The sequence below is a fragment of the Streptomyces sp. NPDC054796 genome (assembly GCF_053611545.1).
Genome location: NZ_JBSHAO010000055.1, coordinates 30274 through 53821, shown reverse-complemented (window position 1 = coordinate 53821; position 23548 = coordinate 30274). Strand labels below are relative to the sequence as shown.

Here is a 23548-nt window from a genome sequence, read left to right as displayed (position 1 = left end):
CCCCTCCGTCGCGGAGGGGCGGGCCGTCGTACGGGGCGTGCGTGTCACTGGTCGGACTCGCCGCCGTCCTTCTCGGCGCTGTCGCCGCTCTCCTCGTCGTCCATGACGGGGATCAGGGAGAGCTTGCCGCGCTGGTCGATCTCGGCGATCTCGACCTGGACCTTCTGGCCGACGCCGAGGACGTCCTCGACGTTCTCGACGCGCTTGCCGCCCGCGAGCTTGCGGATCTGCGAGATGTGCAGCAGACCGTCCTTGCCGGGCAGCAGCGAGACGAAGGCACCGAAGGTGGTGGTCTTCACGACCGTGCCGAGGTAGCGCTCGCCGACCTCGGGCATCGTCGGGTTGGCGATGCCGTTGATCGTGGAGCGGGCGGCCTCGGCGGCCGGGCCGTCGGCGGCACCGATGTAGATGGTGCCGTCGTCCTCGATCGTGATGTCGGCCCCGGTGTCCTCCTGGATCTGGTTGATCATCTTGCCCTTGGGGCCGATGACCTCGCCGATCTTGTCCACGGGGATCTTCACGGTGATGATCCGCGGGGCGTTGGGGGACATCTCGTCCGGGACGTCGATGGCCTCGTTCATCACGTCGAGGATGTGCAGACGCGCGTCGCGGGCCTGCTTGAGGGCCGCGGCGAGAACGGAGGCCGGGATGCCGTCCAGCTTGGTGTCGAGCTGGAGGGCCGTCACGAACTGGCGTGTACCGGCGACCTTGAAGTCCATGTCGCCGTAGGCGTCCTCCGCACCGAGGATGTCGGTGAGGGTGACGTAGTGCGTCTCGCCCTCGATCTCCTTGGAGATGAGGCCCATGGCGATACCGGCGACGGGGGCCTTGAGCGGCACACCGGCGTTCAGCAGCGACATGGTGGAGGCGCAGACCGAGCCCATCGAGGTGGAGCCGTTGGAGCCCAGCGCCTCGGAGACCTGGCGGATGGCGTAGGGGAACTCCTCGCGCGTGGGCAGCACCGGCACGAGCGCGCGCTCGGCGAGCGCGCCGTGGCCGATCTCGCGACGCTTCGGGGAGCCGACGCGGCCGGTCTCACCGGTGGAGTAGGGCGGGAAGTTGTAGTTGTGCATGTAGCGCTTGCGCGTCACCGGCGAGAGGGTGTCGAGCTGCTGCTCCATGCGGAGCATGTTCAGCGTGGTGACGCCCAGGATCTGGGTCTCGCCGCGCTCGAACAGTGCTGAGCCGTGCACCCGCGGGATCGCCTCGACCTCGGCGGCGAGCGTACGGATGTCCGTGACGCCGCGCCCGTCGATGCGCTTCTTCTCCTTGATGACGCGCTCGCGGACCAGTTCCTTGGTCAGCGTGCGGTACGCCGCGGAGATCTCCTTCTCGCGCCCCTCGAACTGCGGGAGCAGCTTCTCGGCGGCCAGACCCTTGACGCGGTCCAGCTCGGCCTCGCGCTCCTGCTTGCCCGCGATGGTGAGGGCCTGGGCCAGCTCGTCGCGGACGGCGGTGGTGAGCGCCTCCAGGACGTCGTCCTGGTGGTCCAGGAAGACGGGGAACTCGCCGGTCGGCTTGGCGGCCTTCGCGGCGAGGTCGGCCTGGGCCTTGCACAGCACCTTGATGAAGGGCTTCGCGGCGTCCAGACCGGCGGCGACGACCTCCTCGGTCGGCGCCTCGGCGCCGCCCTTGACCAGCTCGATGGTCTTCTCGGTGGCCTCGGCCTCGACCATCATCACCGCGACGTCGCCGTCGGGCAGCACACGCCCTGCGACGACCATGTCGAAGACGGCGTCCTCCAGCTCGGTGTGGGTCGGGAAGGCGACCCACTGGCCCTTGATGAGGGCGACGCGGGTGCCGCCGATCGGGCCCGAGAAGGGCAGCCCGGCGAGCTGCGTGGAGCAGGACGCGGCGTTGATCGCGACGACGTCGTAGAGGTGCTCGGGGTTGAGCGCCATGATCGTCTCGACGATCTGGATCTCGTTGCGCAGGCCCTTCTTGAAGGACGGGCGCAGCGGGCGGTCGATGAGACGGCAGGTGAGGATCGCGTCCTCGGAGGGCCTGCCCTCACGGCGGAAGAAGGAGCCGGGGATCTTCCCGGCCGAGTACATCCGCTCCTCGACGTCGACGGTCAGCGGGAAGAAGTCGAGCTGATCCTTCGGCTGCTTGGAAGCGGTGGTGGCCGACAGCACCATGGTGTCGTCGTCCAGATACGCCACGGCGGAGCCTGCGGCCTGCTTGGCCAGGCGGCCCGTCTCGAAGCGGATGGTGCGGGTGCCGAAGGCGCCGTTGTCGATGACGGCCTCGGCGTAGTGGGTCTCGTTCTCCACCAGGAATATCTCCTCGTCTGCGTCCGTCGCCCGTGTGGCGGCGGACCGTCTTGGCGAGGCGCTCCCTGTGCGGGCCGGTCTTCGATCGAAGCACCCGGATCGACGTGTCGTCCGGGGGCCACTACCGAGGACCGGCGACGGGCGGGGCGCCCGGCCTCTCTTCTGTGTATGCCGTTGTATGGCGTTGTGGGACCCAGACTACAAACCTTCCGCGTCCCACGAGGTGTGCCGAGTACGGCGAAGGGAGCGGTCCCCGTCAGCGGGAACCGCTCCCTTCATCCTGTCTCAGCGGGCGCCGGCCGCGCCACGGCGGATGCCGAGGCGGTCGACCAGAGCGCGGAAGCGCTGGATGTCCTTCTTCGCCAGGTACTGCAACAGGCGGCGGCGCTGGCCGACCAGGAGCAGCAGGCCACGGCGGGAGTGGTGGTCGTGCTTGTGGGTCTTGAGGTGCTCGGTCAGGTCCGAGATGCGACGCGAGAGCAGGGCGACCTGGACCTCGGGAGAGCCGGTGTCACCCTCCTTGGTGGCGAACTCGGACATGATCTGCTTCTTGGTCGCGGCATCGAGAGACGACACTGGTGCTCCTAGGGTTTCCTCGCCGCCGAGCGCCCCTGGTCTGCTTCACAGGGGTCACTTCCGGTACTCGGGGGCCTGACCAGCCTACCAGCGCGCGAAAGGGCGGCCTACCGCGGTGCGCGGCGGGCCGCCCCGGGCCCGCCGGGCGGGCCGTACGCTCCGGTCCTCCCGCCGTACCGGCGGGTCCGGCGCTAGCTGGTCATGGCGCGGGCCGCGGTGTAGACGTCCATCACGGCCAGGCAGAGGGGGAGCAGCGAGAGCAGCACGAACGTCTCGAAGATCTCCAGGAAGCGGCCCCAGAAGGGGGTGACGCCCTTGCGCGGGACGATCAGGCCGATGGCGGTGATCAGCGCTGCGGCCCCGGCGGTCGCGGCCGTCAGCCAGATGGTGCGGATGTCGAGCGCGGTCCTGTCGCCCGTGCGCAGCTCCTGGAGCACCTCGACCGGCGGGTTGAGGGAGAGGCCGAGCCCGAGCAGCGTCAGCGCGACGAGGCCCGCGACGAGGGCGCAGCTCACCTGCGAGGTGTAGCGGAAGAGGCGGGCCCGCAGCAGCATCGCGATGCCGGTGGCGAGCGCCAGCAGCTGGCCCCAGCCCGAGTCGGCGAAGGCGAGCACGGCGGTGGCGCCGACGACGACGGCCGCGCAGCCGCCGACGAGGCCGACGAGCATCTCGTGGCCGCGGCGGGCCTGGCCCGCGATGCGCTCGGCGTCGACCGGGCCCTGGGTCTCGGGGGTCGCGTCCGGGTCGGTGTCGTAGCTGACGGTGCCGGTACGGGGGGCCTCGTAGCCGATGGGGAGGCGGGCGAAGCGCGCGGAGAGACCGGGGAGGAAGGCGATGGCGCCGACCGCGAGGGGTGCGCAGATGGAGGCGGACTCGACGGCCTCGATGTCGGTGACGATGCCCACGAAGGTGATGAGGGTGCCGACGGCGGCGGTGAAGGCCGCCGCGACGAAGGGGCCGTCGCCGCTGGGCGTCGCCGCGATGAGGATGACGGAGACGAGGAGGACGGCCACGCAGGCGAACAGGAACTGGAGCCTGCCGACGCCGTGGTGCTCCTGGAGTGGCAGCAGGCCCGAGCCCGCGATCGCGACGTGCGGCATCGCGCCGAGCCCGAGGGCGATGGCGGAGGCGCGGTCGTCGTAGACCCTGGCCCGTACGGCGGCGAGCGCGACGAGCAGGACGCCCGCGACGGTGGCGAGGATGCCGGGCAGGCTGTGCATGTCGTGCTTGACGGGGTCGGCGAACCACAGGACGAAGGCCATCAGCACCAGCAGCACGCTGCCGCCGATGAGCCCGGCCCCGCGCATCAGGCCGTCGGACCACAGTTTGCGGTCGCGGGTGACGGCGGAGGCGACGGCGTCCGAGACGTCGTCGAAGACGGCCGGCGGCAGCGACTCGGCGAAGGGGCGGAGGCTGAGGACCTCGCCGTCGTGGATGCGCTGCGCGATGAAGGAGCGGGAGCCGTCGAGGACGGTGCCGTCGCGGCGTACCAGGTGATAGCCGACGGGGGCGCCCTCGGCCGGGGTCTGCCCGGAGAGGCGGAGGATCTCCGGGTAGAGGTCGGCGACCGGGATGTCCTCGGGCAGGGCCACGTCGATGCGGCTGTCGGGCGCGACGATGGTGACCCGGCAGAAGCCGTTGCCTGGCGCGGCGCCGAACGCGGTACCGGTCCGCGGACCGGACCCCGTGGCCGCTGCTGAGGCCGTCGTACTCACCTGTGAATCCCCCTCGTAGGCCGTTCCTGGCGGGCCGGCTGGACACATGGGCGCGGAATGAACACGCGATGCGCACCGGACGCACACGTATTCGCCATCGCGTTCGTCACCTCGTCGGCGTCAACGCCGTGCGGCGGTCTTCATTCGCTGGTGCGCACACATCGCGCGACACCCTACCGCTCCCCGGTCACGCGCACTGCCAGTAGGATCACCTCGCGCGGACGGAGTCCGTCGCCACGGGGGCGCCGGCATCGAACTGTCCCGTCCGTACGAGGGAATTGGTGCGCAGTGAGCCAGATCGTTGTCAAACGTCAGCCCCGGGCTCTTCCCCCTGACGTACCCAGCGAAGAGCTGATGCTCGAACCTCCGCCCGAGCTGCCGCGCGGGCAGCAGGAGGGCATGGCGATGCAGCTCCTGCCGATGCTCGGCATGGGCGGTTCCGTCGTCTTCTTCTTCATGCCGAACGCGCACCCCTTCATGCGCATCATGGGCATCGTGATGGTCGCCTCCACGGTGGCCATGGCCATCGCCATGATCATTCGCTATCGCAGGGGCACACAGGGTGAGATGTCGCAAATGCGGCGCGACTACCTCAAGTACCTCGCGCAGACCCGGCGGAAGATCCGCAAGACCGCGCGCAAGCAGCGCGACGCGCAGTTCTATCTGCACCCGGCGCCCGAGCAACTGTGGTCGCTGGTGGCCGAGGGCAGCCGCGTGTGGGAGCGGCGCGCGGGCGACGACGACTTCGGCCAGGTGCGCATCGGCCTCGGCGCACAGCAGCTCGCGACCCCCCTCATCGCGCCCGAGACGGCCCCCGTGGACGAGCTGGAGCCGCTGACGGCGGGCGCGATGCACCAGTTCCTCAACACGCACGGCACCCTCGAGGGCCTGCCGATGGCGGTCTCGCTGCGCGCCTTCTACCACATGACCGTGAGCGGCGAGCCCGAGGCGGTGCGGGGATCGGCCCGCGCGCTGGTGGCCTCGCTGGCCTCGCTGCACTCCCCCGACGACCTCGTGATCGCCATCGCCGCGGGGCGCGGCGGCCTCCCGCGCTGGGAGTGGGCGAAGTGGCTGCCGCACGTGCAGGCACCCGGCACGACGGACGGCGCCGGGACGCGGCGGCTGATCGCGGACCACGCGATGGAGCTGGAGGAACTGCTGGCGGCGCGCCTGGAGGGGCGGCCCCGGTTCAACGCGGGCGGCCAGCCGCTGCTGGAGCAGCCGCACGTGCTCGTCGTCCTCGACGGTGCCACGGTGCCGCCGGGGTCGATGCTGGCGGCGCCCGAGGGGCTCCAGGGCGTGACCGTCCTGGAGGTCGTCCCCGGTGACATAGAGGCCGCGCGGGGCGGCCTGTCCGCCGTCGTCCGCCCGGGTGCGCTGCAACTGGAGTCCGGGCACGGGCTCGTGTACGACGGTGTGCCCGACTTCCTCTCGTACGAGGCGGCCGAGGCGCTGGCCCGGCAGCTCGCGCCGATGCGCATGGGGACGGGCGGTGACGACGACGAGCCGCTGCTGGCGAACCTGGAGTTCACGGACCTGCTGGCGCTGGGCGACGCCGCCTCCGTCGACGTCTCGCGCACCTGGCGCCCCCGCTCGCAGGCGGAGCGGCTGCGGGTGCCGATCGGCGTCGGCGAGGACGGCCAGCCCGTGATGCTGGACCTCAAGGAGGCGGCGCAGGACGGCATGGGCCCGCACGGCCTGTGCGTCGGCGCCACCGGTTCCGGCAAGTCGGAGCTGCTGCGCACGCTCGTGCTCGGCCTGGCCGTCACGCACTCCTCCGAGACGCTGAACTTCGTCCTCGCGGACTTCAAGGGCGGCGCGACCTTCGCGGGGATGTCGCAGATGCCGCACGTCGCGGCCGTCATCACCAACCTCGCCGACGACCTGACGCTGGTCGACCGCATGGGCGACTCCATCCGCGGCGAGCTGAACCGCCGCCAGGAGATGCTGCGCGACGCGGGCAACTACGCCAACATCCACGACTACGAGAAGGCGCGCGCGGCGGGCGCCCCGCTCACGCCGATCCCCTCGCTGGTGCTGGTCATCGACGAGTTCTCCGAACTCCTCACCGCCAAGCCCGACTTCATCGACATGTTCATCCAGATCGGCCGCATCGGCCGTTCGCTGGGCGTCCATCTGCTGCTGGCCTCGCAGCGCCTGGAGGAGGGGCGGCTGCGCGGTCTGGAGACGTATCTGTCCTACCGCGTGGGTCTGCGCACCTTCTCCGCCGCCGAGTCGCGCGCGGCGCTGGGCGTCCCCGACGCGTACCACCTGCCGTCGGTCCCCGGTTCCGGCTATCTGAAGTTCGGCACGGACGAGATGACGCGCTTCAAGGCCGCCTACGTCTCCGGTGTCTACCGCTCCGGCGCCGACCGCGAGCTGACGCCGAGCGGGCCGCTGCCCGTCGACCGCCGCCCCGTGCTGTTCACTGCGGCGCCCGTGGCCGTCCAGCACCTCGCGCCCGACCCGGAGACGGCGGGCGTGCCGGGAGCCAGGCGGCCCGAGGACGACGCGCTGGCCGACACCGTGCTCGACGTCATCGTGCGCCGCCTGGAGGGCCAGGGCACCCCGGCCCACCAGGTGTGGCTGCCGCCCCTGGACAGCGCGGCGCCGCTGGACGAGCTGCTGCCGGGGCTCGCGCCCGTCGAGGGGCGCGGTCTGACGCAGCCCGACTATCCGCGGCTTGGCCGTCTCGTGGTCCCGCTGGGCCTGGTCGACAAGCCCTTCGAGCAGCGCCGCGACCCCCTCTACCGCGACTTCTCCGGCGCCGCGGGCCACATGCTCGTCATCGGCGGCCCGCAGTCCGGCAAGTCCACGCTGATGCGCACCCTGGTCTCCGCCTTCGCGCTGACCCACACCCCGTACGAGGTCCAGTTCTACGGTCTCGACTTCGGCGGTGGCGGCATGTCGGCCGTCTCGGACCTGCCGCACGTGGGCGGCGTGGCCTCCCGGCTGGACCCGGAGCGGGTGCGCCGTACCGTCGCCGAGGTCTACGGCATCCTGACCCGCCGCGAGGAGTACTTCCGCGCCAACGGCATCGACTCCATCGCCACCTACCGGCGCCGCCGCTCGCGCGGTGAGATCACGGACCAGCCGTGGGGCGACGTCTTCCTCCTCGTGGACGGGTGGGCCAACTTCCGCAACGACTACGAGGGCCTGGACCAGGTCATCACCGACATCGCGGCCCGCGGTCTGGGCTACGGCATCCACGTCGTCATCACGGCCTCGCGGAGCCTGGAGGTGCGCGCGGCGCTCAAGGACCACCTCATGAACCGGCTGGAGCTGCGGCTCGGCGACACCATGGACTCGGAGTTCGACCGCAAGGTCGCCGCGAACGTCCCGGCAGGTGTGCCGGGGCGCGGCCAGACGCCGGACAAGCTGCACTTCATGGGCGCCGTGCCCCGTATCGACGGCATCCACTCGGACGACGAGCTGTCCGAGGCGACCTCGGCGCTCAACCAGGCCGTGGCCCGGCACTGGACGGGCCCGGCGGCGCCCGCTGTGCGGCTGCTGCCCCGCGAGCTGCCCGCGCACCAGCTGCCGGGCGGCGGCGACCACCCGGAGCGCGGCGTCGCCTTCGCCATCGACGAGAACAACCTGGAGCCGGTCTTCGTCGACTTCGAGACCGACCCCTTCTTTCTCGTCTTCGGCGAGAGCGAGTCGGGCAAGACGGGGCTGCTGCGGCTGCTGGCCAAGCAGATCTCGGAGCGGTACGACGCCAACGACGCGAAGATCGTCGTCGGCGACTACCGGCGCTCCCTGCTGAGCGCGATCCCCGAGTCGCACCTGCTGGAGTACGCGCCGATGTCCAACTCCATGGAGGCGCACATGAGTGCGCTCCAGGACCTGATGAACCGCAGGGCCCCGGCGCAGGACGTCACCCCGCAGCAGCTCCGGGACCGCAGCTGGTGGTCCGGGCCGACGATCTTCGTGATCGTCGACGACTACGAGCTGGTCGCCACCTCCAGCGGCAATCCGCTCTCGGTCCTCGCGGAGAACCTGCCGTTCGCCCGCGACGTCGGCGTCCGCTTCATCATCGCCCGCAGCGCCGCCGGTGCCTCGCGCTCGATGTTCGAGCCGTTCATGCAGCGCATCAAGGAGCTGGGCGCGCAGGGCGTGGTCCTCTCCGGCGACCCGGGCGAGGGCGACCTGCTGGGCAACGTACGGCCCCGGCCGATGCCGCAGGGGCGGGGCTTCTTCGTCTCCCGCAAGCGGGGGACACCTCTCGTCCAGCTCGGGTGGCTGCCCGACCGCTGACGGTCTGACGATCGCCAAAGTGGGGCGCCTCCCCAGGCGCCCCACTGCTAACTTGGCTGCCTTGTGCATCGGTCGCACCGGTGGCGTCGACGGCATCGGCCGCAACAGTCGCATCGGTGACGCCGGTCGCATCGGGGCGAAAGCCTTGGCCGGGTCACAGAACGGGGAACGCATGTCATTCGAGAACGAATGGGCGGAGCACAAGACCGCCGCAGGCTCGCAGGGCGACAGCACGAGCATGCGGCTCAACCAGGCGGACGGTGGCGGCGGCCCCGGTCCCGTGGCGCCGGGCACCGGCGTCCTGGCGACGGCTCCGGAGCAGAAGAAGAAGGCCGCCTCCTACATCGAGAAGACCCTCGCGCCCGCGGCCAAGAGCGCGAGCACCATGGCGGACGCCGACTCGGGCGTCGTCGCGGGCGGCGGCATGGTCGGGCCGCTCCTGGACTCGCTGCTCACCCCCTCGCAGAAGCCGCAGTGGCACCCCCCGATGGTGGCCCCCGGCACGGGGCCGGGCGGTGGCGGCGGCGCGGGTGAGTTCAACGACTGGCAGACCAAGACCGGGCTCAACGAGGCGATGACGGCCTGGGAGCGCCAGGTCGGCAATCTGCTGGGCAGGCTGACGTCGTACATGTCGTCGCTGCGCAGCGCCAACAACCTCTACGGCCTCAACGACGGCCTCATCGGCAACCAGTTCCTGCTGCCCGGCGCGAACGGTCAGAACGGGCAGAACAACGGCCTCGTCCCGCCCGTCGACGGCACTCCCCCGCTGCTCCTGAATCCCAACGCGCCCACGTCCACCAACACCGTGCCCCGCAGCGGCATAGCGGACTACTGAGGAGTTCGGCCATGCCGCTCACGTATCACGACGTCATGACGACGAAGTTCAGCACGCTCAAGGACGCCGCCGGGTCGTGGCGGAAGATGGGCACCCGCTTCGGCGAGTTGCAGACGGACTTCGACACCAACGTCCTGAAGGTCATCGGTGACAGCGCCTGGCGCGGCGAGGGCTTCACGGCCGCGTTCAGCCAGTCCGGGATCATCCGCCAGGAGTTCATCGCCGCCAAGGCCGAGGCCCAGGCCATCGCCCAGATCCTCGACGAGGCGTTCACCCAGTTCGACGCCTTCAAGACGGCCATCGAGAAGGTCGTCAAGGAGGCCAAGAGCAAGGGCTACAAGGTCAACGCGCAGACCGGCGAGGTCACCTACGACTGGGACGCGCTCACGCCCGAGGAGAACCGGGCGATGAAGAACGACCCCGAGAACGGCCGCATCATCGCGGACGCGGAACGGGACTTCACCCAGCACATCAAGACCCTCGTCGGACAGGTCGACGACGCCGACCACGGCGTGAAGCTGGCGCTGAAGACCGCCACCGTCGACAAGGACGGCAAGGGCGCCACGGACGGCTTCAACAGCGCCGCCGAGGGCGACATGGAGAAGGTCGAGGCGAACCGCGCCAAGGACCTGGCGACGAAGCTGAACTCCGGCGACGACCTGTCCGCGACCGAGACGGCGGAGCTGCGGCGCCTCATGCGGGACAACTCGGACGACAAGGCGTTCTCCCAGACCCTGCTGAACGGCCTGGGCGCCGAGCGCACCCTGGAGCTGGGCAACAAGCTGCGCGGCATGGGCAAGGACGGCGACGAGGTCGAGAAGGGCCTGGCCGAGTCGATCGCGACCGCGACGAGGGTGCCCAAGTCGGTGGCCGAGATGCCCGTCGGCTCCGAGGAGTACAAGACCTGGCTCAACAGCGCCGACGGCAAGTTCAACAAGGACTTCATGGCGGACCTGGAGAAGGCCGGCACCAAGAACTTCGGCAGTAACACCGAGCCCGTCTACGGCTACCAGGCGCTCGTGACCACGATGAAGCAGGGCGGCAAGTACGACGACCAATTCCTGCACGCCCTGGGCAACGACATCATCGAGGCCGAGAAGAAGAAGGACGGCCTGTGGGACATCTGGAACGGCAAGCCGGTGCAGCGTGGCGTCGAGCACGACCCGCTCGACGGGGTGCTCGGCATCATGAGCAAGGACCCGGAGGCGTCCACCGCCTATCTGGACCCGAAGCAGAGCGACCACCTGAAGTACCTGCTCAAGGACCGTGACTGGCCCGACTACCTCATGAACGGTCCGGGCGCCGCGCCCAAGGAGATGGACGCCATGAGCGACCTCTACAACCAGAAGGGGCTGGGCGCTGCGCTGGAGTCGGCCGCCACCGGGTACGCGCCGGGCACCCAGCACCCGATGGGCGCGCACACCGAGTCGCAGGCACGCATCATGCACGACACGATCGGGCTGCTGAACGAGTCGGGCCACGCCGAGAAGATGCCCCCCAACCTCCGGGCACCGCTCGCGCACATGCTGACCGACTACACGCCCGACACCCACGAGATCCTGGGCCGCGACAACGTCGACTACCAGAACCACGCGGAAGGCAGCGGCGTCTGGAGCGACGGGCCGGGCGGCGCCAGCATGGCGGTGAAGGAAGAGGACCTGGTCAAGGTCATGCGCGGCATCGCGGACGACCCCGCGGCGTACGGGCAGATGTACCGGGCCGAGAAGGAGTACTCCCTCGACCTCTTCTCCAGCATGCCGAACGACAACAAGCACGACGACACGGTGGTCCCCGTCAAGAAGACCTCGTCGGCGATCGGCATGTACGACGGCGTCCTCGCGGACATCACCTTCGACAAGCGGGACACCATCAACCAGTACGCGTTCGACTTCAACCACGCGGTGACGTCCTCGACCGGTGTGGTCATGGACTTCACCCCGGCCAAGTACCTGCCTCCCGTCGACATCGCCAACCGTGCGCTGGACTTCGCGATGTACGACTACACGCTGGACATGCGCAAGGAAGCGGGCATGGAGGCCACGAAGGAGAACGGCCAGAAGTTCGACGCCGGACAGCACAACATCTCCAACATGATCGCCGCGTGGTCGGAGACCCACACCGACCCCGAGACCGGCAAGCCGCGCGAGGGCAGTGACAACTGGACCACCGCGCTGATCAAGGAAGGCGAGACGGAGTACCGGGGCGGCAGGGACGACGCGCTGAGCTGGCTCCGCTCGGAGTGGTGAGAGCGGTCCGTACGGGCCGCTGAGCCCGTACGGACCCCGCCCCCCGTCCCGCGCGGCCCCCGGACCCGCACGGAACCAGGCCCCGGGCCCGCACGGATCAGAGAGCACACGGAACAGAGAGCAACCGCATGCACATGGCACGTCGCACCGTCTCCCGAACCGTCCTCGTCGCCGTGTGCGCGCTCGCGGTCATCGCCGGGTTCCTCGTCTACCGGTGGTGGAACGACCCGCTCGACGACGCCTGCGGGGGCAGCCTCTCGACGGTCCTCGTCCCCGACGCGCTCGGCGGCGACGAGGCCACGGCGCAGTCGGCCGACGGGGACGGGGAGGGCGCCATGGCCCGGTGCCGGGTGCGGAACACCGCCTCGCCCGACGAGAACTCCTTCACCCTCGACATCCGCAGGGTGGAGCGGGCGGGCGACGAGGGTGCCCTGCTGCCCGCGCGCACGTCGCTCTACCACGCGACGGACGCCGTCGGGCCGCTCGGGGACGACTGGTCAGGCACGACGAGCCGCCGCGGCTCCCAGCTCCGCGCGGCCGTCACCGTGCCGTGCGGGGACGAGGGCAGCGACGCCGACGACCTGCTCGTCAGCGGCCTCCTCGAACGCGAGGACGCGGCGGCGGCCGAGGAGGCCCGCGCGGTCTTCGCCCGCGTCACGGCGGACACGGCGCAGAACGCCGCCGAGATCCACGGCTGCCCGGCGCCGCAGGTGAAGGAGGCGACACGGCTCTCGCAGATCCGCGTCGACCCACTCTCGGCGAAGCCGCGCCCCCTCACCCGGGCCACCGGGACCTGCGCGGCACTCCGGCCGCTCGCCGAGCGTGCGGAGGCCGCGGGGGTGCCGACCGCGCTGGAGGCGGCGACGACGGGGAAGGCGCCAGCCGAGGACTGCTACCTCGCCGAGAACGGGTCGGCCGGTTCGCCCGGCTACCGGGTCTCCGCGCTGTACGGGCCGTACGCGCGGATCCTACGTACATCGGACGGCAGCGCGGTGAGCGAGGACGCGGGCACCACGGAGAAGAACCATCTGGCGTGGGCCAGCGCGAAGTGCGAGGGCAGCTCGGAGCGCGCGCTGTTCGTCCTCTGGGGCATCCGCGCCACGGGCGGCGGCACGGTGGCGGAGCACCCCTCCCCCGCGTTCGAGAAGGACGCGCTCACGGCGTTCGCGAAGCGGTCGGCCAAGGCGCACGGCTGCTCGGACCTGCGTCTGCCGTGATCTGCCGTGAGGCCAGGACCGGCTCCCGTACGTCCCCGTACACCCGTACGAGCGACGTGGGCCCGCTCGCGGAAACATCATCAGCCCGCGTGAGTAGGCTCGTTCCACAGCAGTCCGACACCCGTACCCACCACTCCGGAAGGAACTCCGCACATGGGCAGTGAGCAGGAGAAGAACGAGCTGTACGCCATGGACATCTCCGGCGTCACCTGGGAGAGCGCTCCCGGCGGCCCGGAGGACGAGAAGGTCGAGATCGCCCACCTGCCGGGCGGCGGAGTGGCCATGCGCAACTCCAAGGACCCGGAGACGGTGCTGCGTTACACGGCGGCGGAGTGGAACGCGTTCGTCCTGGGCGCGCGGGACGGCGAGTTCGACCTCAAGTAGGCGTGTGTGCGCCGACCCACCGCCCGCGGGCACAGCAAGCGGGCACAGCAAAGGGGTGAGCACCTCCCGCGCGTGCTCACCCCGTCGCTAGCCGTGGATCCAGCTGTGGATCCAGCTGTGGATCTTCAGCCGCCGAACATCTGGGCGGCCTTCTTGTCCGTCGCGCTGTAGTCGCCGCTGGCCACCCTGACCTCGGCGGCGATGCTCAGCAGAACGTTGTGCAGGTGGTCGGCCTTCTGGTCCCAGGTGTGCTGGACACGGTCGTAGGCCTCCTTGGCCTCACCCTGCCAGACGTCGGCGACCTGACGGACCCAGCCCTGGATCTCCTCGAGGTCACCGCGGAGCTGGTTGCCCTGCTGCTGGATGCTCGCAGCGGCCTGCTCCAGGCTGCCGTAGGTGACGACAAGCTGGTTCGGGTCTCCGGTGGTCATGTGAACTCCTCAATTCATGCTGCGGGTTGAACGGCGGGGACGGAGTGCGGAGTGTCGTCGACGGCGACTCCGCACGGCATCAGTACTGGCTCAGCTTCGAGGCGAGCGAACCCTGGGTGGTGTCCGGGCCGCCCGAGGAGGCGAGACCGCCCTCGACCGAGATGCCCTGCATCCGGCGGCGCACCTCGTCCTCAGTGTTGCCGCTGAGGGTGCGGGTGTCGTGGATCGAGTTCTTGAAACCGTTGAGCATGTTGCGGAGCGAGGTGATGTCCTCGTTGACCTCGCGCTGCTTACGGTTGAACTCGCCGGCACCGATGCCCTTCCACTGGCCTTCCAGGTTGTCGATGGACTCGTTCAGCCTCTTCACCTGCTTGGTGATGGAGTCGAACTTCTGCTCCAGACGGTCCTCAAGCTGCTTGAGGTCAACACCGTTTACCTTCTGCTGTCCCATGACTTCCTTCCCTTGTGCGTGAGCAGAGCCTGCGGCTCATCAACTGATGTGACGTGTTGGTACGTCATCCGCGACGAGCCCGCACGAATGCGAACGCGCCGCCCCCGAGAACGACTACCGCGGCTCCTACACCGAGGATCGTCCAAAGCTGGCTGCTGTCGTCCGACGAGGCGGAGTCTTCCACCTTCACCTTGTCAGCCGCATTGTCTTTCTTGGAATCCGAGCTGCCGCCCGGGGCGGAGGACTCGGACGTGCCGCCCTCACCGGTGAGCGGGTTTTCTCCCGGGTCACCCGGATCGCCCTCGTTCTCCAGAACGGACATACGCGGGCGGACTTCTCCGTATCCCAGATACTTGCTGGGGATCTTGCCGGTCTTGGGCTTCGCCGCCGTGTCGATCATGACCCGCAGCACCTGGTTGGCGGTCCAGTCCGGATGCTTGGACCAGATCAGGGCTGCGGAGGCGGAGGCGATGGGGGCCGCGAAACTGGTCCCCTCCTCGCCCTCGCAGTAGTCCGCCCTCTTCGCGTCGCACCAGACGGGGATGTCCACGCCGGGCGCCGCGAGAGTGACGGTATAACCGCTCGAAGAAAAGTCGCCGACCTTCCCCGCCTCGTCCGTAGCGCCTACGCCTGCTACCTCGTCGTATCCCGCGGGAAACGACTTGAGGTTGCCCTTCTTCCGGTCGTTGCCCGCCGCCGCGATAAGCAGCTTCCCCTTGCTCGCCGCGTATTCGACGGCTTTTTGAGTGCGCGGGTCCGGCGGGTTACCGAAGGACATGTTGATGATCTTCGCATCACTGTCGGCGGCGGCCCTGATGGCCTTGTACGAGAGGTCGCCGTCTTCTTCCTTTACGCCCTTGACACCAGCCAGGGCGGCTCGAAAGGGAATAATTTTGGCGCCGGGCGCCAGCCCCCGGATTCCCCCGCCCTTGCCGGTTCCGCTGATGATTTCGGCAACGGTGGTCCCGTGACCGGTGTCATCGTCGGCGGTCCCTCCAGGAGCCCCCGACAGGTCTTTGCCCGGCAGCACTTGGCCGCGCAGGGACGAGGTCGTGGGATCGACGCCAGTGTCCACGACAGCGACCTTGACGCCCTCGCCCGTGCTGACCTTCCAGATCTTCTCGGCCTGCATCGCGTCCAGGTACCACTGCTGAGAACGGACGTCCTCGGCGACGGCAGCCGGAGCCGCTCCGGCCAGACACGCGGTCCACGCGCCCACCGCGGCCAACGCGGGGACCAGACGACGCCGCATCACGCGCGACGTCGCCGTCCGCCCGGCTGGGTTCTTCACTGCCGTCATCTCTTCACTCACCTGGGCTACTCGATCACCGGGGGAACGGTACCGCGCCGCCCGTTGGTCCACGTCTCTTCGTCCTCGGTCAGGTAGTCGGGGCGCTCGGCGTCCTCACGCTCCCGCTCCCGCCCGGACTCCTTCTTCCCGCGCGGTGCGGCCCCGGCCGCCTGCCCCTTGCCGCCCTCGCCCCTCACCAGGCCGGAACCGCCCTGGGTGAACTGACGGCCCTGCGCCGAAGAGCCGGAACGCGGATTGCCGACGACGCCACCGGGACCAGAACCGAGCTTCCGGCTCGTGCCGCCGCTGGCGCTACGTCCCGTCGTCGAGGACTGCTCGCCGCCGACGACCGTTCCCCGAGGAATGCGCGGCCCCTTCGCCGTGGGCCCGGAACGGCTCGGCGTACCGCCGACGACCGGTCCGGAACGGCCCGCAGGACGCGGGGACGCGGTGGACCCTGGCCGCCCGACGGGCTGTCCGGCACCTGTCGTTCCCGCACGCCCCATGGGCGACTGTCCCGTGGGACGGCCCGCTGGCGACTGCCCCGTGGGGCCGGTGGGACGACCCACAGGAGACTGCCCGGTCGGACCCGTCGGGCGGCCCACCGGGTTCGTCGGCCCGGTCGGACGGCCCGTCGGGCCCGCGCTCTTGGCCACCGGCCTCGGCGTGCCGGAGATCCCGGGCGTCTTGCCCGCCCCGCGCGGCGGCGTCGCGTTCGGCACCCCGGGAACGGGCCCCGTGACCGGCGGTGCCGAGGTCGTGGGCGGCGAGGTGGTTGGCGAGGTCGGAGCGTGGTCGGCCACCGGAGGCGGCAGGGTCTTGGCGCTGTCGATGTCGGTGCTGACCGAGCTGTCCGGGGCGACCGGAGTCACCGGAGTCACCGATGGCTGATGCGGAGTGGGCGCGTCGGGCCGTACGGCCGGGGCGTCCGAGGAGGGGTTCGACGCCGCGGCGGCCACGCCACCGCCCCCACCGGCCAGGGGCACGTCTTCGCCTCCGGACCCTCCGTTTCCGCCGCCCCCCGCACTCGACGGCTGCGGAACCCCCACACCCGGCATCGGCTCGAACACCGGCATCTTCTGCGCCGCCATCGTGTCGTAGGACACCTGGTAGTACGAGCTGAGCTTGTTCATCTGCGCGATGGCCTCTTGCCGGTCCTCCTCGCGCTTCTTGCCCTCCGGCGTCTTCGTGTCGGCCATGCCCGGGTTGCCGTCCACGCGGGCCGGGAAGGGGACGTCGCCGATCGCGGTGCCCTTGCCGTTGTCGCGCGGGGGCATCGAGCTCTGGACCGTGGCCAGGCCGACGCCCGCCGCCTTGATCTGGGTGGCGGCGGTGCCCGCGAAGTCGCCCAGGTCCAGGGTGTTCTGGGCGAGCTTCTTGCCCCATTCGCGGAACGCGTTGCCGGACTCGCCCTCCCACTCGACGGTGCCGATGTGGGTGATCAGCTCGTTGCCCGCCTTCTTGATCTCCCTGGCCGCGTCCCACAGCGCGTCGCCCGCCGCCTCCAGATCGCTCGGCTTCGCGCTCTCGACGAGGTCGACCATGTCGTTGAGGTGGCGGTTCTCGAAGTCCGTCTTGCCGATGGTGCCGGAGCCGAAGAAGCTCGACATGATCCGGCGGACGTCGGTCAGAGCCAACTGCGGAGCGACGATCGGCTCCTCCGGCAGCTCTTCCTCGCCACCGGTCGGCGTCTGGCCCTCGCCGCCCTGGTCCCCGTTGCCTTTACCCATGGGACTGTCTCCCTTCCCCCGTCAACGGCCTTCGATCTCGTCGCCTTCGCCCCTCGGCTGCGAATCGGGCTTCCCCTTGCCCTTGTCGTCGCCGGGCCGGCCGTGGTCCTGCGCGTCGCGCTCGCGACGCCGGCGTTCTTCCTCGGCGCGCTCGTGCGTGCGCGTCTGGATCTCCCAGAAGCGACGCCTGACGTCGTCGTCCAGGTTCCCGAAACCGACGTGCGCCCCGTGCACCGCGATACCCACGGCCTCGATCTGATCGCCGAGGGTCTGGGAAAGGGAAGTGAGGGCCTCGTGCACCTCGTTGTACTTCCTGAAGAGGCCGTCGGCCTCTTCAAAGGGAGTCGCACCGCCGCTCAGAGAACTCCTGGGAATCTGCTGGCCAGCGACCGCGTTCTTGGCCGCCGGGGAATTCTCAAGATCCTTCAGAATGCCGTCGATGCGCTTCTTGAAAGTCAGCAGTGAGTCCGGGACTTTGATCCCTTTACCCTGCGGCGCGGAACCGCCGCCCCCTTCTGCCGGCCTGCCCACGGCACTCCCCCTCCACCCGTTGCGATCTTCGCACTCTGCGATCTTCGTGGTCTCGCGCTGCTCAATGACGTCTACTGACACTCTAGCCACTGGGTACGACTGTTCCAACTGCAAACCGAAGCCCGTGACTTGCCCCACGCGACGCCTCCGTACGGCAAATCAAAGCGACTCGCGTTGTCAAGCGGCGGTCTGCAACAGGAGAGATTCATCCTGTCGACAGCATCGCCGCGATCGCCTTCCGCGCCCCTTGACCGCCCCGTCGAGTGGGTGAATTGCCCCGCTTCCCCGTGCCCGTGTAAGGGTTCTGTGATGATTACCCGTCCCGCTCGGAGTTGTTGATTCCGGGACTATTTCCCATTCCCCTCGCCCCGGAACCTCACCCCGGAACCTCACCACGGGCCCTCACGCCACGCCCGTACGCCCCGCAGCCCGCCCCGTACGCCGCCGCCAGTCCCGGTAGACGACGGAGCCGCCGCCGACCACCCCGACCAGCACGAGGCCGCCCACGACCACGTACGTGCCGATGCGCTCGTTGCGTTCCTGCTCGGTCTCGCCGAGCTGGAGCTTGGCCGGGGTCGGGGCCTCCGCCTTCGCGACGCCCTCGCGCGCGACCGGCTGGCTGACCGGGTGGTCGTCCTCCGTGAGCGCGCGCACCGGGTCCACGACGCCCCAGCCGACCAGCCGGTCGTGTCCCGCGATCGAGCGCTCGGCGGTCTGCTGGAGCTGGGCGACGACCTGGTCGTTCGTCCAGGTCGGGTGCTTGGAGCGGACGAGCGCCGCGACGCCCGCGACGTACGGCGCCGAGAAACTCGTCCCGTTGTCCGCGCAGTGGCCGCCCGAGGGGACCGTGGAGACCATGTCGACGCCGGGGGCCGCGATGCCCACGAAGTCGCCGGACTGGGAGAAGGGGGCGCGCTCGTTGTTGCGGTCCGAGGAGGCGACGGCGAGGACGCCGGGGTACGAGGCCGGGTAGGTCTCCTTGACCTCGCCGCCCAGCCCGTCGTTGCCCGCGGAGGCGACGATGACGCGGTCCTTCGCGAGCGCCGCGTCCACCGCGCGCCGCAGGTCGGACTCCGGCTTGAGCGCCTGGGCCGTGTCCTGCGAGATGTTGATGATGTCGGCGCCCGCGCTCACGGCGTAGTCGATGGACGTGGCGAGCGTGGCCGCCGTGCCGCTGCCGTTCTCGTCGTTCTGCTGGATCGGGATGATCTTCGCCTCCGGCGCCAGCCCGACGAAGCCGGTGTCCTTCGCCGGGCGTGCGGCGATGATGCCCGCCACCTTGGTGCCGTGGCCGACGCGGTCCGTCGTGCCGTTGGCCTTGCCCAGCTTCGGCTTCTCGCCGAACTTGTCCTTCTTCGGCTTCAGGAACCGCTTGCCCTTGCCCGTGTCGACGGCATCCGTGAGCTGCTTGTTCTTGATGTCCACGCCCGTGTCGATGACGGCGACGCTGACGCCCTCGCCCTTGCTCTCCGCCCAGAGCTGGTCCAGGAGGACCCGCTGGAGGGACCAGGGCCTGCCCGAGTAGGGCTTCGAGGGGAACTCGCACTGGGTGGTCGTGTCGGCGGCGGCCGGTGGCGCCGCCGCGACGGCCAGCCCCGGCACGGCGACCGCGGTGACGGCCAGGGCCGCCGTCCTCCTGCGGAGCCGGTGGCCGATGCTTCCGGTGTACGGCATGTTCTTCGTCCTCCCCCGGACCTGTCAGGAACCCTGCGGCTGCTTGGCGCTGCCCGTCGACAGGCGCGGGCCCGTCGGCAGGAACTGCGACCAGGCCGCGGGGATCGGCGCGGGCGTCACCTCCGCGTAGCCGAGCCGCGCCGGGGCGCCGCCCTCCTGCTGCTTGCGCGCCTGCTCCTCGGGGGACTCCTTCTTGCCGTCGGAGCCGATCTCGGACTCGTCCTTGTCGGTGTCGTCGTTGGTCTGCATCGCGTAGCGCAGTCCGGTGTCCGTGACGAGGAACAGGCCGCCGTCCTTGGCCGCCGTGCCCTGGATCTGGCGGAAGAGCTGGCCCGATCCTGGGGTGACGTAGGCGCTGGTGGAGCCGGTGGGGAGCGTCGCGGGGAAGCTCTCGCCCGCCCAGGTGCTGAGGGTGGCGCCGCCCTTCTCGCCGACGTCGCGCAGCACGTTGCAGAAGGTGTTCCTGCCGTCCGTGTCGGCGTTCTCCGGGTTGACGCTGGTGCTCTGTTCCCTGGGCCAGTCCTCCGTGCCGCCGAACTCCTTCTCGGTCGGCGAGAAGGCGCCGAAGCTGACCTGCGTGGCCTCGCCGTTCTGGCCGAGGTCCAGGAGCTGCTCGCTGCTGAGGAGGAGCTGTGCCGTGAAGTCGGAGACGGGCATGACGCCGCCCCGCACGACGACGTAGTAGTGCATCTGGCCGCTGGAGCGGGCCTTCAGTACGGCGCCGACGCGGTTGGTCTGGTCGTCGAGCTGGCCGCCGGGCACGTTGGCGGGGTCGTTCGGGGTGCCGCCGACCTCAGGGAAGAAGATCGGGTCGCCCGTCTTGAGGGTGGCCAGCCACTGTCCGGAGACGCGCTGCGGCTTCTTGTTGACGCCCACGACGGCGCCCAGCAGCTTCTGGTCGTTCTCTATGGGGTACTTCTTGCCAGCCTTGTCGACCACGTACAGCTTGTCCCCCGGGCCCTCCACGTACATCAGCTCGCCGCCGCGCAGCCGGTTCTTCCCCTCGACCTTGTCCTTCTCGCGGTCCGCGAAGACGAAGGCGGCCTTCTGGACCGCGCGGGTGCTGCCGCCGGGGCGCTCGCAGACGGCCCAGGTCTTCTCGCTCTCCGCCTCCGCCTTGTCGGGCAGCCGGTCGGGCGCGTACGGGATGCCGATGGTGGCGCCGTGCGGCAGCTTGCCGCTGTCGAGGATCTTCTCGTCGACCTTGACGACCTGGCCCTTGCTCGGGTCGAGGAGGAGCTTGGCCGAGGCGAGGTTGAGCACCGGGTGGAGCTGCTTCTTCCCGTTGGTCTTCAGCACGACGTAGCGCGTGGTCGAGTCGCTGCCGATGATGACCTTCTCCTTCGCGGTGTCCCAGCCCTTCGGAGCCGTGGGCTTGAACATCCCCCACGCGCCGAAGCCCGCCAGGATGACCACCGCGATCACCATTCCCGGCACCACGGCGCGCACGGGGCGCGGGGCGCCCTCCTCCGTCCCCGTGGGCGAGGGCTGGAGGAACTGAGCGACCAGGCGCTTCTTCGCGAAGGTGTAGGCGTTGAGTTCGTCCCGCCGTGATGCCATGTGTTAAGTGCCTCTCCCCGCTGACCCGTTCCCGATGCCGTCGAACACCGCGATCTGATGCCGTGTGCCGGACCGGACCCCTACTATGCCGGTTGACGATCCCTCTCCGCTGCTCCGGTAGGGTGATCGCCCGGCCAGCGCCCCTTGACCAGTGGGGCGAATACGGACATGAGGGGGCTTTGCGGCGATGGGAACTGCAACGCGCGCCCGGGGTGCCGCAGCCGCCTCAGCGGGGGGCCGGAGCGGGAACGGCTCCGGAAGCGGATCGAACGCGGTGCGGCCCCGTACGCCCGCCTCCACCATGCTGCGGACGGAATCGCTGACGAGCCGCGTCGGGCCGTTCCAGTTGCAACAACTCGTGCTGATCGAGCTGGCGTTGGCGGTCCTGGTGGTCGCCGCGGCCATCGACAAGCTGATGCTCGCGCCCGCCGTCGTCGTCGCCGTCGCGCTGGTGCTGCTGGCGCTGATGCGCCGCCACCAGCGGTCGGTCAGGGACTGGCTGTCCACGCTGCTGGCGCTGCGCGCCCGCAAGCGGCTGGCCGCGGCGCCGCTGCGGGAGCGCGTGGACGCGAGCCTCGCGCCCGCCGTGGAGGCGGTGCCCGGTCTGCGGACGTACGCGTTCCTCGACCGCGACCGGCGCACCATCGGGATGCTCGGCGACGGCAGCTTCCTGACCGCCGTGGTGCGGGTGGAGGCCGGGGTGAGCGCGCTGCGGCCCGCGTTCGGCGCGCGGGCGCTGCCGCTGGGGCTGCTGCACGAGGCGCTGGACGTGGACGGGATCGCGCTGGAATCGGTGCAGATCGTGCAGCACGTGCAGCCGGCGCCCGCGCCGCACCTGCCCGAGCAGTCGGTAGCGCGGCGCAGCTACGGCCCGCTCCAGGAGCAGACGGGGTCGCCCGCGCTGCGGCTGACGTGGGTGGCGCTCAAGCTGGACCCCGAGCTGTGCTCCGAGGCGGTCAAGGCGCGCGGCGGCGGGCTGGAGGGCGCGCAGCGCTGTCTCGTACGCGCCGCCGACCAGCTCGCGAGCCGCATCACGGGCGCGGGCTTCCGCGCGACGGTGCTGAACGAGGACGAGCTGATCTCGGCCGTGGCGACCTCCGCCTGTGTGAACCCGATGGCGACGGCGCGCGCGAGCCAGCCGGACGCCCCGCCGACGCGCCGTACCCAGGAGACCCCGCGCGCCTGGCGCTGCGACGACCGCTGGCACACGACCTACGCGGTGGGCCGCTGGCCCGAGCTGGGCCGTGCGGCGACGCCACTGCCCCGGCTGGTGTCGCGGCTGACGTCGATGCCGACGCTGACCACCACCTTCAGCCTGACCGTGGGCCGCGGCGCGCGGCGCCAGTCGCTCTCCGTCAGCGGCCATGTGCGGGTCACGGGGCGCACGGACGCCGAACTGAGCGGTGCGCGGCGCCAGTTGGAGCGCGACGCGCGCTCCGCGAAGGTCGGCCTCGTACGACTCGACCGCGAGCAGCTTCCCGGCGCGCTCGCGACGCTGCCGCTGGGAGGCACCCGCTGATGGCGAACGGTATGAGTCTGATGCAGGGCCTGCGGGGCCCGCGCCGCGCGGGCCACTCGCTGCCCGCCGACCACCTGAGCGCGCTCTCGCTGCCCATCGGGGACGACGGCGTGGTCGTCGGCAACGACGCGGAGGGACGCCCGCAGGTGGTGGGCTTCCACCACCCGGTCCCCTACGACGTGGTCCTCATCGGCGGTCTCTGGACGGCACAGGTGCTGGCGCTGCGCACGGCGGGCACGGGTGCGCGGGTGGTCGTCGAGACGGGCCGCGCGCAGGTGTGGACGAACCTGGTGCAGGCCGCGGGCGCGGGCCAGGAGTGCATCACGCTGCACGACGTGGGCCAGGTGCCGCCGATGGGCCCGACGGTGGGCAGCCCGGTGCTTGTCGTGCGCGACTGCGGGATGCGCCCGCCGCGCGGCCGGGTCGCGTCCTCGGCGTGGCAGTCGGTGCTGACGCTGCTGCCGTATCTCAGCCCGGTGGCGCCGCGTCTGGTGCGCAACTCGGCGCTCGTCGGCGTCCAGCGCGTCTCGCCGGACGAGGCCCGCCAGATCGGCCGGATCATGCAGTTGCCGCAGCAGGACGTCGAGGCGCTGTCCACGCTCGGCGACGGCGTGACGCTGTGGTGCACGCGGCGCGACCGGCAGTACGCGCTGACGCAGCCGACGGACGCGGAGTCGGGGCTGCTGGGCACGGCGCGCAGGCTCGACTGAGCGGGAAGCGGCGTCCGCGGTACGGACTGGGAGGAGGGGCCCCGCGACTGCGGGGCCCCGCTCCGGATGTTGCGCCGGGTGCCGCCGCGCGGCGGTCACGCGTAAGGCGGGGTGATGATATCCTCGCTGCCCCCCCGCGATTCGCTGT

At 70.5% G+C, this 23548-nt stretch carries 17 protein-coding genes; 7 read left to right on the top strand and 10 right to left on the bottom strand.

What is annotated here, in order from left to right; all coding sequences use genetic code 11:
• Window positions 1–44: 44 nt before the first annotated feature.
• From ACWGJ2_RS32745 to eccD, 3 genes are all read right to left on the bottom strand, one after another.
• The gene (locus ACWGJ2_RS32745; RefSeq protein WP_453349945.1) at window positions 45–2273 is read right to left on the bottom strand and encodes a polyribonucleotide nucleotidyltransferase; all 2229 of its coding nucleotides are present in this window, start codon (window positions 2271–2273) and stop codon (window positions 45–47) included.
• 285 nt (window positions 2274–2558) lie between these two features.
• Window positions 2559–2849, bottom strand: coding sequence for a 30S ribosomal protein S15 (gene rpsO / locus ACWGJ2_RS32740; RefSeq protein ID WP_453349944.1), 291 nt, complete (start codon window positions 2847–2849; stop codon window positions 2559–2561).
• 191 nt (window positions 2850–3040) lie between these two features.
• Window positions 3041–4564 carry a type VII secretion integral membrane protein EccD gene (eccD, locus tag ACWGJ2_RS32735; RefSeq protein WP_453349943.1) on the bottom strand — a complete coding sequence of 508 codons (1524 nt, stop codon included), beginning with the start codon at window positions 4562–4564 and terminating at the stop codon, window positions 3041–3043.
• Window positions 4565–4852: 288 nt separating this feature from the next.
• Between eccD and eccCa the strand changes: the two genes are divergently transcribed.
• From eccCa to ACWGJ2_RS32710, 5 genes are all read left to right on the top strand, one after another.
• The gene (eccCa, locus tag ACWGJ2_RS32730; protein ID WP_453349942.1) at window positions 4853–8821 is read left to right on the top strand and encodes a type VII secretion protein EccCa; all 3969 of its coding nucleotides are present in this window, start codon (window positions 4853–4855) and stop codon (window positions 8819–8821) included.
• A 172-nt stretch (window positions 8822–8993) separates the two neighbouring features.
• Complete coding sequence (locus tag ACWGJ2_RS32725) at window positions 8994–9656, top strand: hypothetical protein (RefSeq protein WP_453349941.1); 663 nt, start codon at window positions 8994–8996, stop codon at window positions 9654–9656.
• Window positions 9657–9667: 11 nt separating this feature from the next.
• Window positions 9668–11902 carry a hypothetical protein gene (locus tag ACWGJ2_RS32720; RefSeq protein WP_453349940.1) on the top strand — a complete coding sequence of 745 codons (2235 nt, stop codon included), beginning with the start codon at window positions 9668–9670 and terminating at the stop codon, window positions 11900–11902.
• Window positions 11903–12030: 128 nt separating this feature from the next.
• Window positions 12031–13119: a hypothetical protein gene (locus ACWGJ2_RS32715; RefSeq protein WP_453349939.1), complete on the top strand. Its 1089-nt coding sequence runs from the start codon at window positions 12031–12033 to the stop codon at window positions 13117–13119.
• Between the two features lie 153 nt (window positions 13120–13272).
• A complete protein-coding gene (locus ACWGJ2_RS32710; protein ID WP_453349938.1) occupies window positions 13273–13503 on the top strand; it encodes a DUF397 domain-containing protein in 231 nt (76 codons plus the stop codon).
• 125 nt (window positions 13504–13628) lie between these two features.
• Here ACWGJ2_RS32710 and ACWGJ2_RS32705 read toward each other — a convergent pair whose 3' ends face one another.
• The 7 genes from ACWGJ2_RS32705 to eccB form a co-directional block, all read right to left on the bottom strand.
• Window positions 13629–13934 (bottom strand): WXG100 family type VII secretion target, encoded by a 306-nt coding sequence (locus ACWGJ2_RS32705; RefSeq protein WP_453349937.1) that lies wholly within the window; start codon window positions 13932–13934, stop codon window positions 13629–13631.
• Between the two features lie 79 nt (window positions 13935–14013).
• Window positions 14014–14385, bottom strand: a complete 372-nt coding sequence (locus ACWGJ2_RS32700; protein WP_453349936.1) for a WXG100 family type VII secretion target — start codon at window positions 14383–14385, stop codon at window positions 14014–14016.
• A 64-nt stretch (window positions 14386–14449) separates the two neighbouring features.
• A complete protein-coding gene (locus ACWGJ2_RS32695; RefSeq protein ID WP_453349935.1) occupies window positions 14450–15697 on the bottom strand; it encodes a S8 family serine peptidase in 1248 nt (415 codons plus the stop codon).
• A 5-nt stretch (window positions 15698–15702) separates the two neighbouring features.
• Window positions 15703–17406 (bottom strand): hypothetical protein, encoded by a 1704-nt coding sequence (locus ACWGJ2_RS32690; RefSeq protein WP_453349934.1) that lies wholly within the window; start codon window positions 17404–17406, stop codon window positions 15703–15705.
• Window positions 17407–17427: 21 nt separating this feature from the next.
• Window positions 17428–18018, bottom strand: a complete 591-nt coding sequence (locus tag ACWGJ2_RS32685; RefSeq protein WP_453349933.1) for a hypothetical protein — start codon at window positions 18016–18018, stop codon at window positions 17428–17430.
• Between the two features lie 321 nt (window positions 18019–18339).
• Window positions 18340–19611 carry a type VII secretion-associated serine protease mycosin gene (gene mycP / locus ACWGJ2_RS32680; RefSeq protein ID WP_453349932.1) on the bottom strand — a complete coding sequence of 424 codons (1272 nt, stop codon included), beginning with the start codon at window positions 19609–19611 and terminating at the stop codon, window positions 18340–18342.
• A gap of 24 nt (window positions 19612–19635) precedes the next feature.
• Window positions 19636–21171, bottom strand: a complete 1536-nt coding sequence (eccB, locus tag ACWGJ2_RS32675) for a type VII secretion protein EccB (RefSeq protein ID WP_453349931.1) — start codon at window positions 21169–21171, stop codon at window positions 19636–19638.
• A gap of 187 nt (window positions 21172–21358) precedes the next feature.
• Between eccB and eccE the strand changes: the two genes are divergently transcribed.
• Window positions 21359–22690, top strand: coding sequence for a type VII secretion protein EccE (gene eccE, locus ACWGJ2_RS32670; protein ID WP_453349930.1), 1332 nt, complete (start codon window positions 21359–21361; stop codon window positions 22688–22690).
• Window positions 22691–22701: 11 nt separating this feature from the next.
• Window positions 22702–23400 (top strand): hypothetical protein, encoded by a 699-nt coding sequence (locus ACWGJ2_RS32665; protein ID WP_453349929.1) that lies wholly within the window; start codon window positions 22702–22704, stop codon window positions 23398–23400.
• Window positions 23401–23548 lie beyond the last annotated feature (148 nt).

Bases quoted from the DNA above. Each gene is read 5' to 3' on its own strand.
- eccE (WP_453349930.1), top strand. From the start codon at position 21,359: ATGGGAACTGCAACGCGCGCCCGGGGTGCCGCAGCCGCCTCAGCGGGG.
- ACWGJ2_RS32690 (WP_453349934.1), bottom strand. From the start codon at position 17,406: ATGGGTAAAGGCAACGGGGACCAGGGCGGCGAGGGCCAGACGCCGACC.
- ACWGJ2_RS32715 (WP_453349939.1), top strand. From the start codon at position 12,031: ATGCACATGGCACGTCGCACCGTCTCCCGAACCGTCCTCGTCGCCGTG.
- ACWGJ2_RS32700 (WP_453349936.1), bottom strand. From the start codon at position 14,385: ATGGGACAGCAGAAGGTAAACGGTGTTGACCTCAAGCAGCTTGAGGAC.
- mycP (WP_453349932.1), bottom strand. From the start codon at position 19,611: ATGCCGTACACCGGAAGCATCGGCCACCGGCTCCGCAGGAGGACGGCG.
- ACWGJ2_RS32710 (WP_453349938.1), top strand. From the start codon at position 13,273: ATGGGCAGTGAGCAGGAGAAGAACGAGCTGTACGCCATGGACATCTCC.
- ACWGJ2_RS32720 (WP_453349940.1), top strand. From the start codon at position 9,668: ATGCCGCTCACGTATCACGACGTCATGACGACGAAGTTCAGCACGCTC.
- eccB (WP_453349931.1), bottom strand. From the start codon at position 21,171: ATGGCATCACGGCGGGACGAACTCAACGCCTACACCTTCGCGAAGAAG.
- ACWGJ2_RS32725 (WP_453349941.1), top strand. From the start codon at position 8,994: ATGTCATTCGAGAACGAATGGGCGGAGCACAAGACCGCCGCAGGCTCG.
- ACWGJ2_RS32705 (WP_453349937.1), bottom strand. From the start codon at position 13,934: ATGACCACCGGAGACCCGAACCAGCTTGTCGTCACCTACGGCAGCCTG.
- ACWGJ2_RS32665 (WP_453349929.1), top strand. From the start codon at position 22,702: ATGAGTCTGATGCAGGGCCTGCGGGGCCCGCGCCGCGCGGGCCACTCG.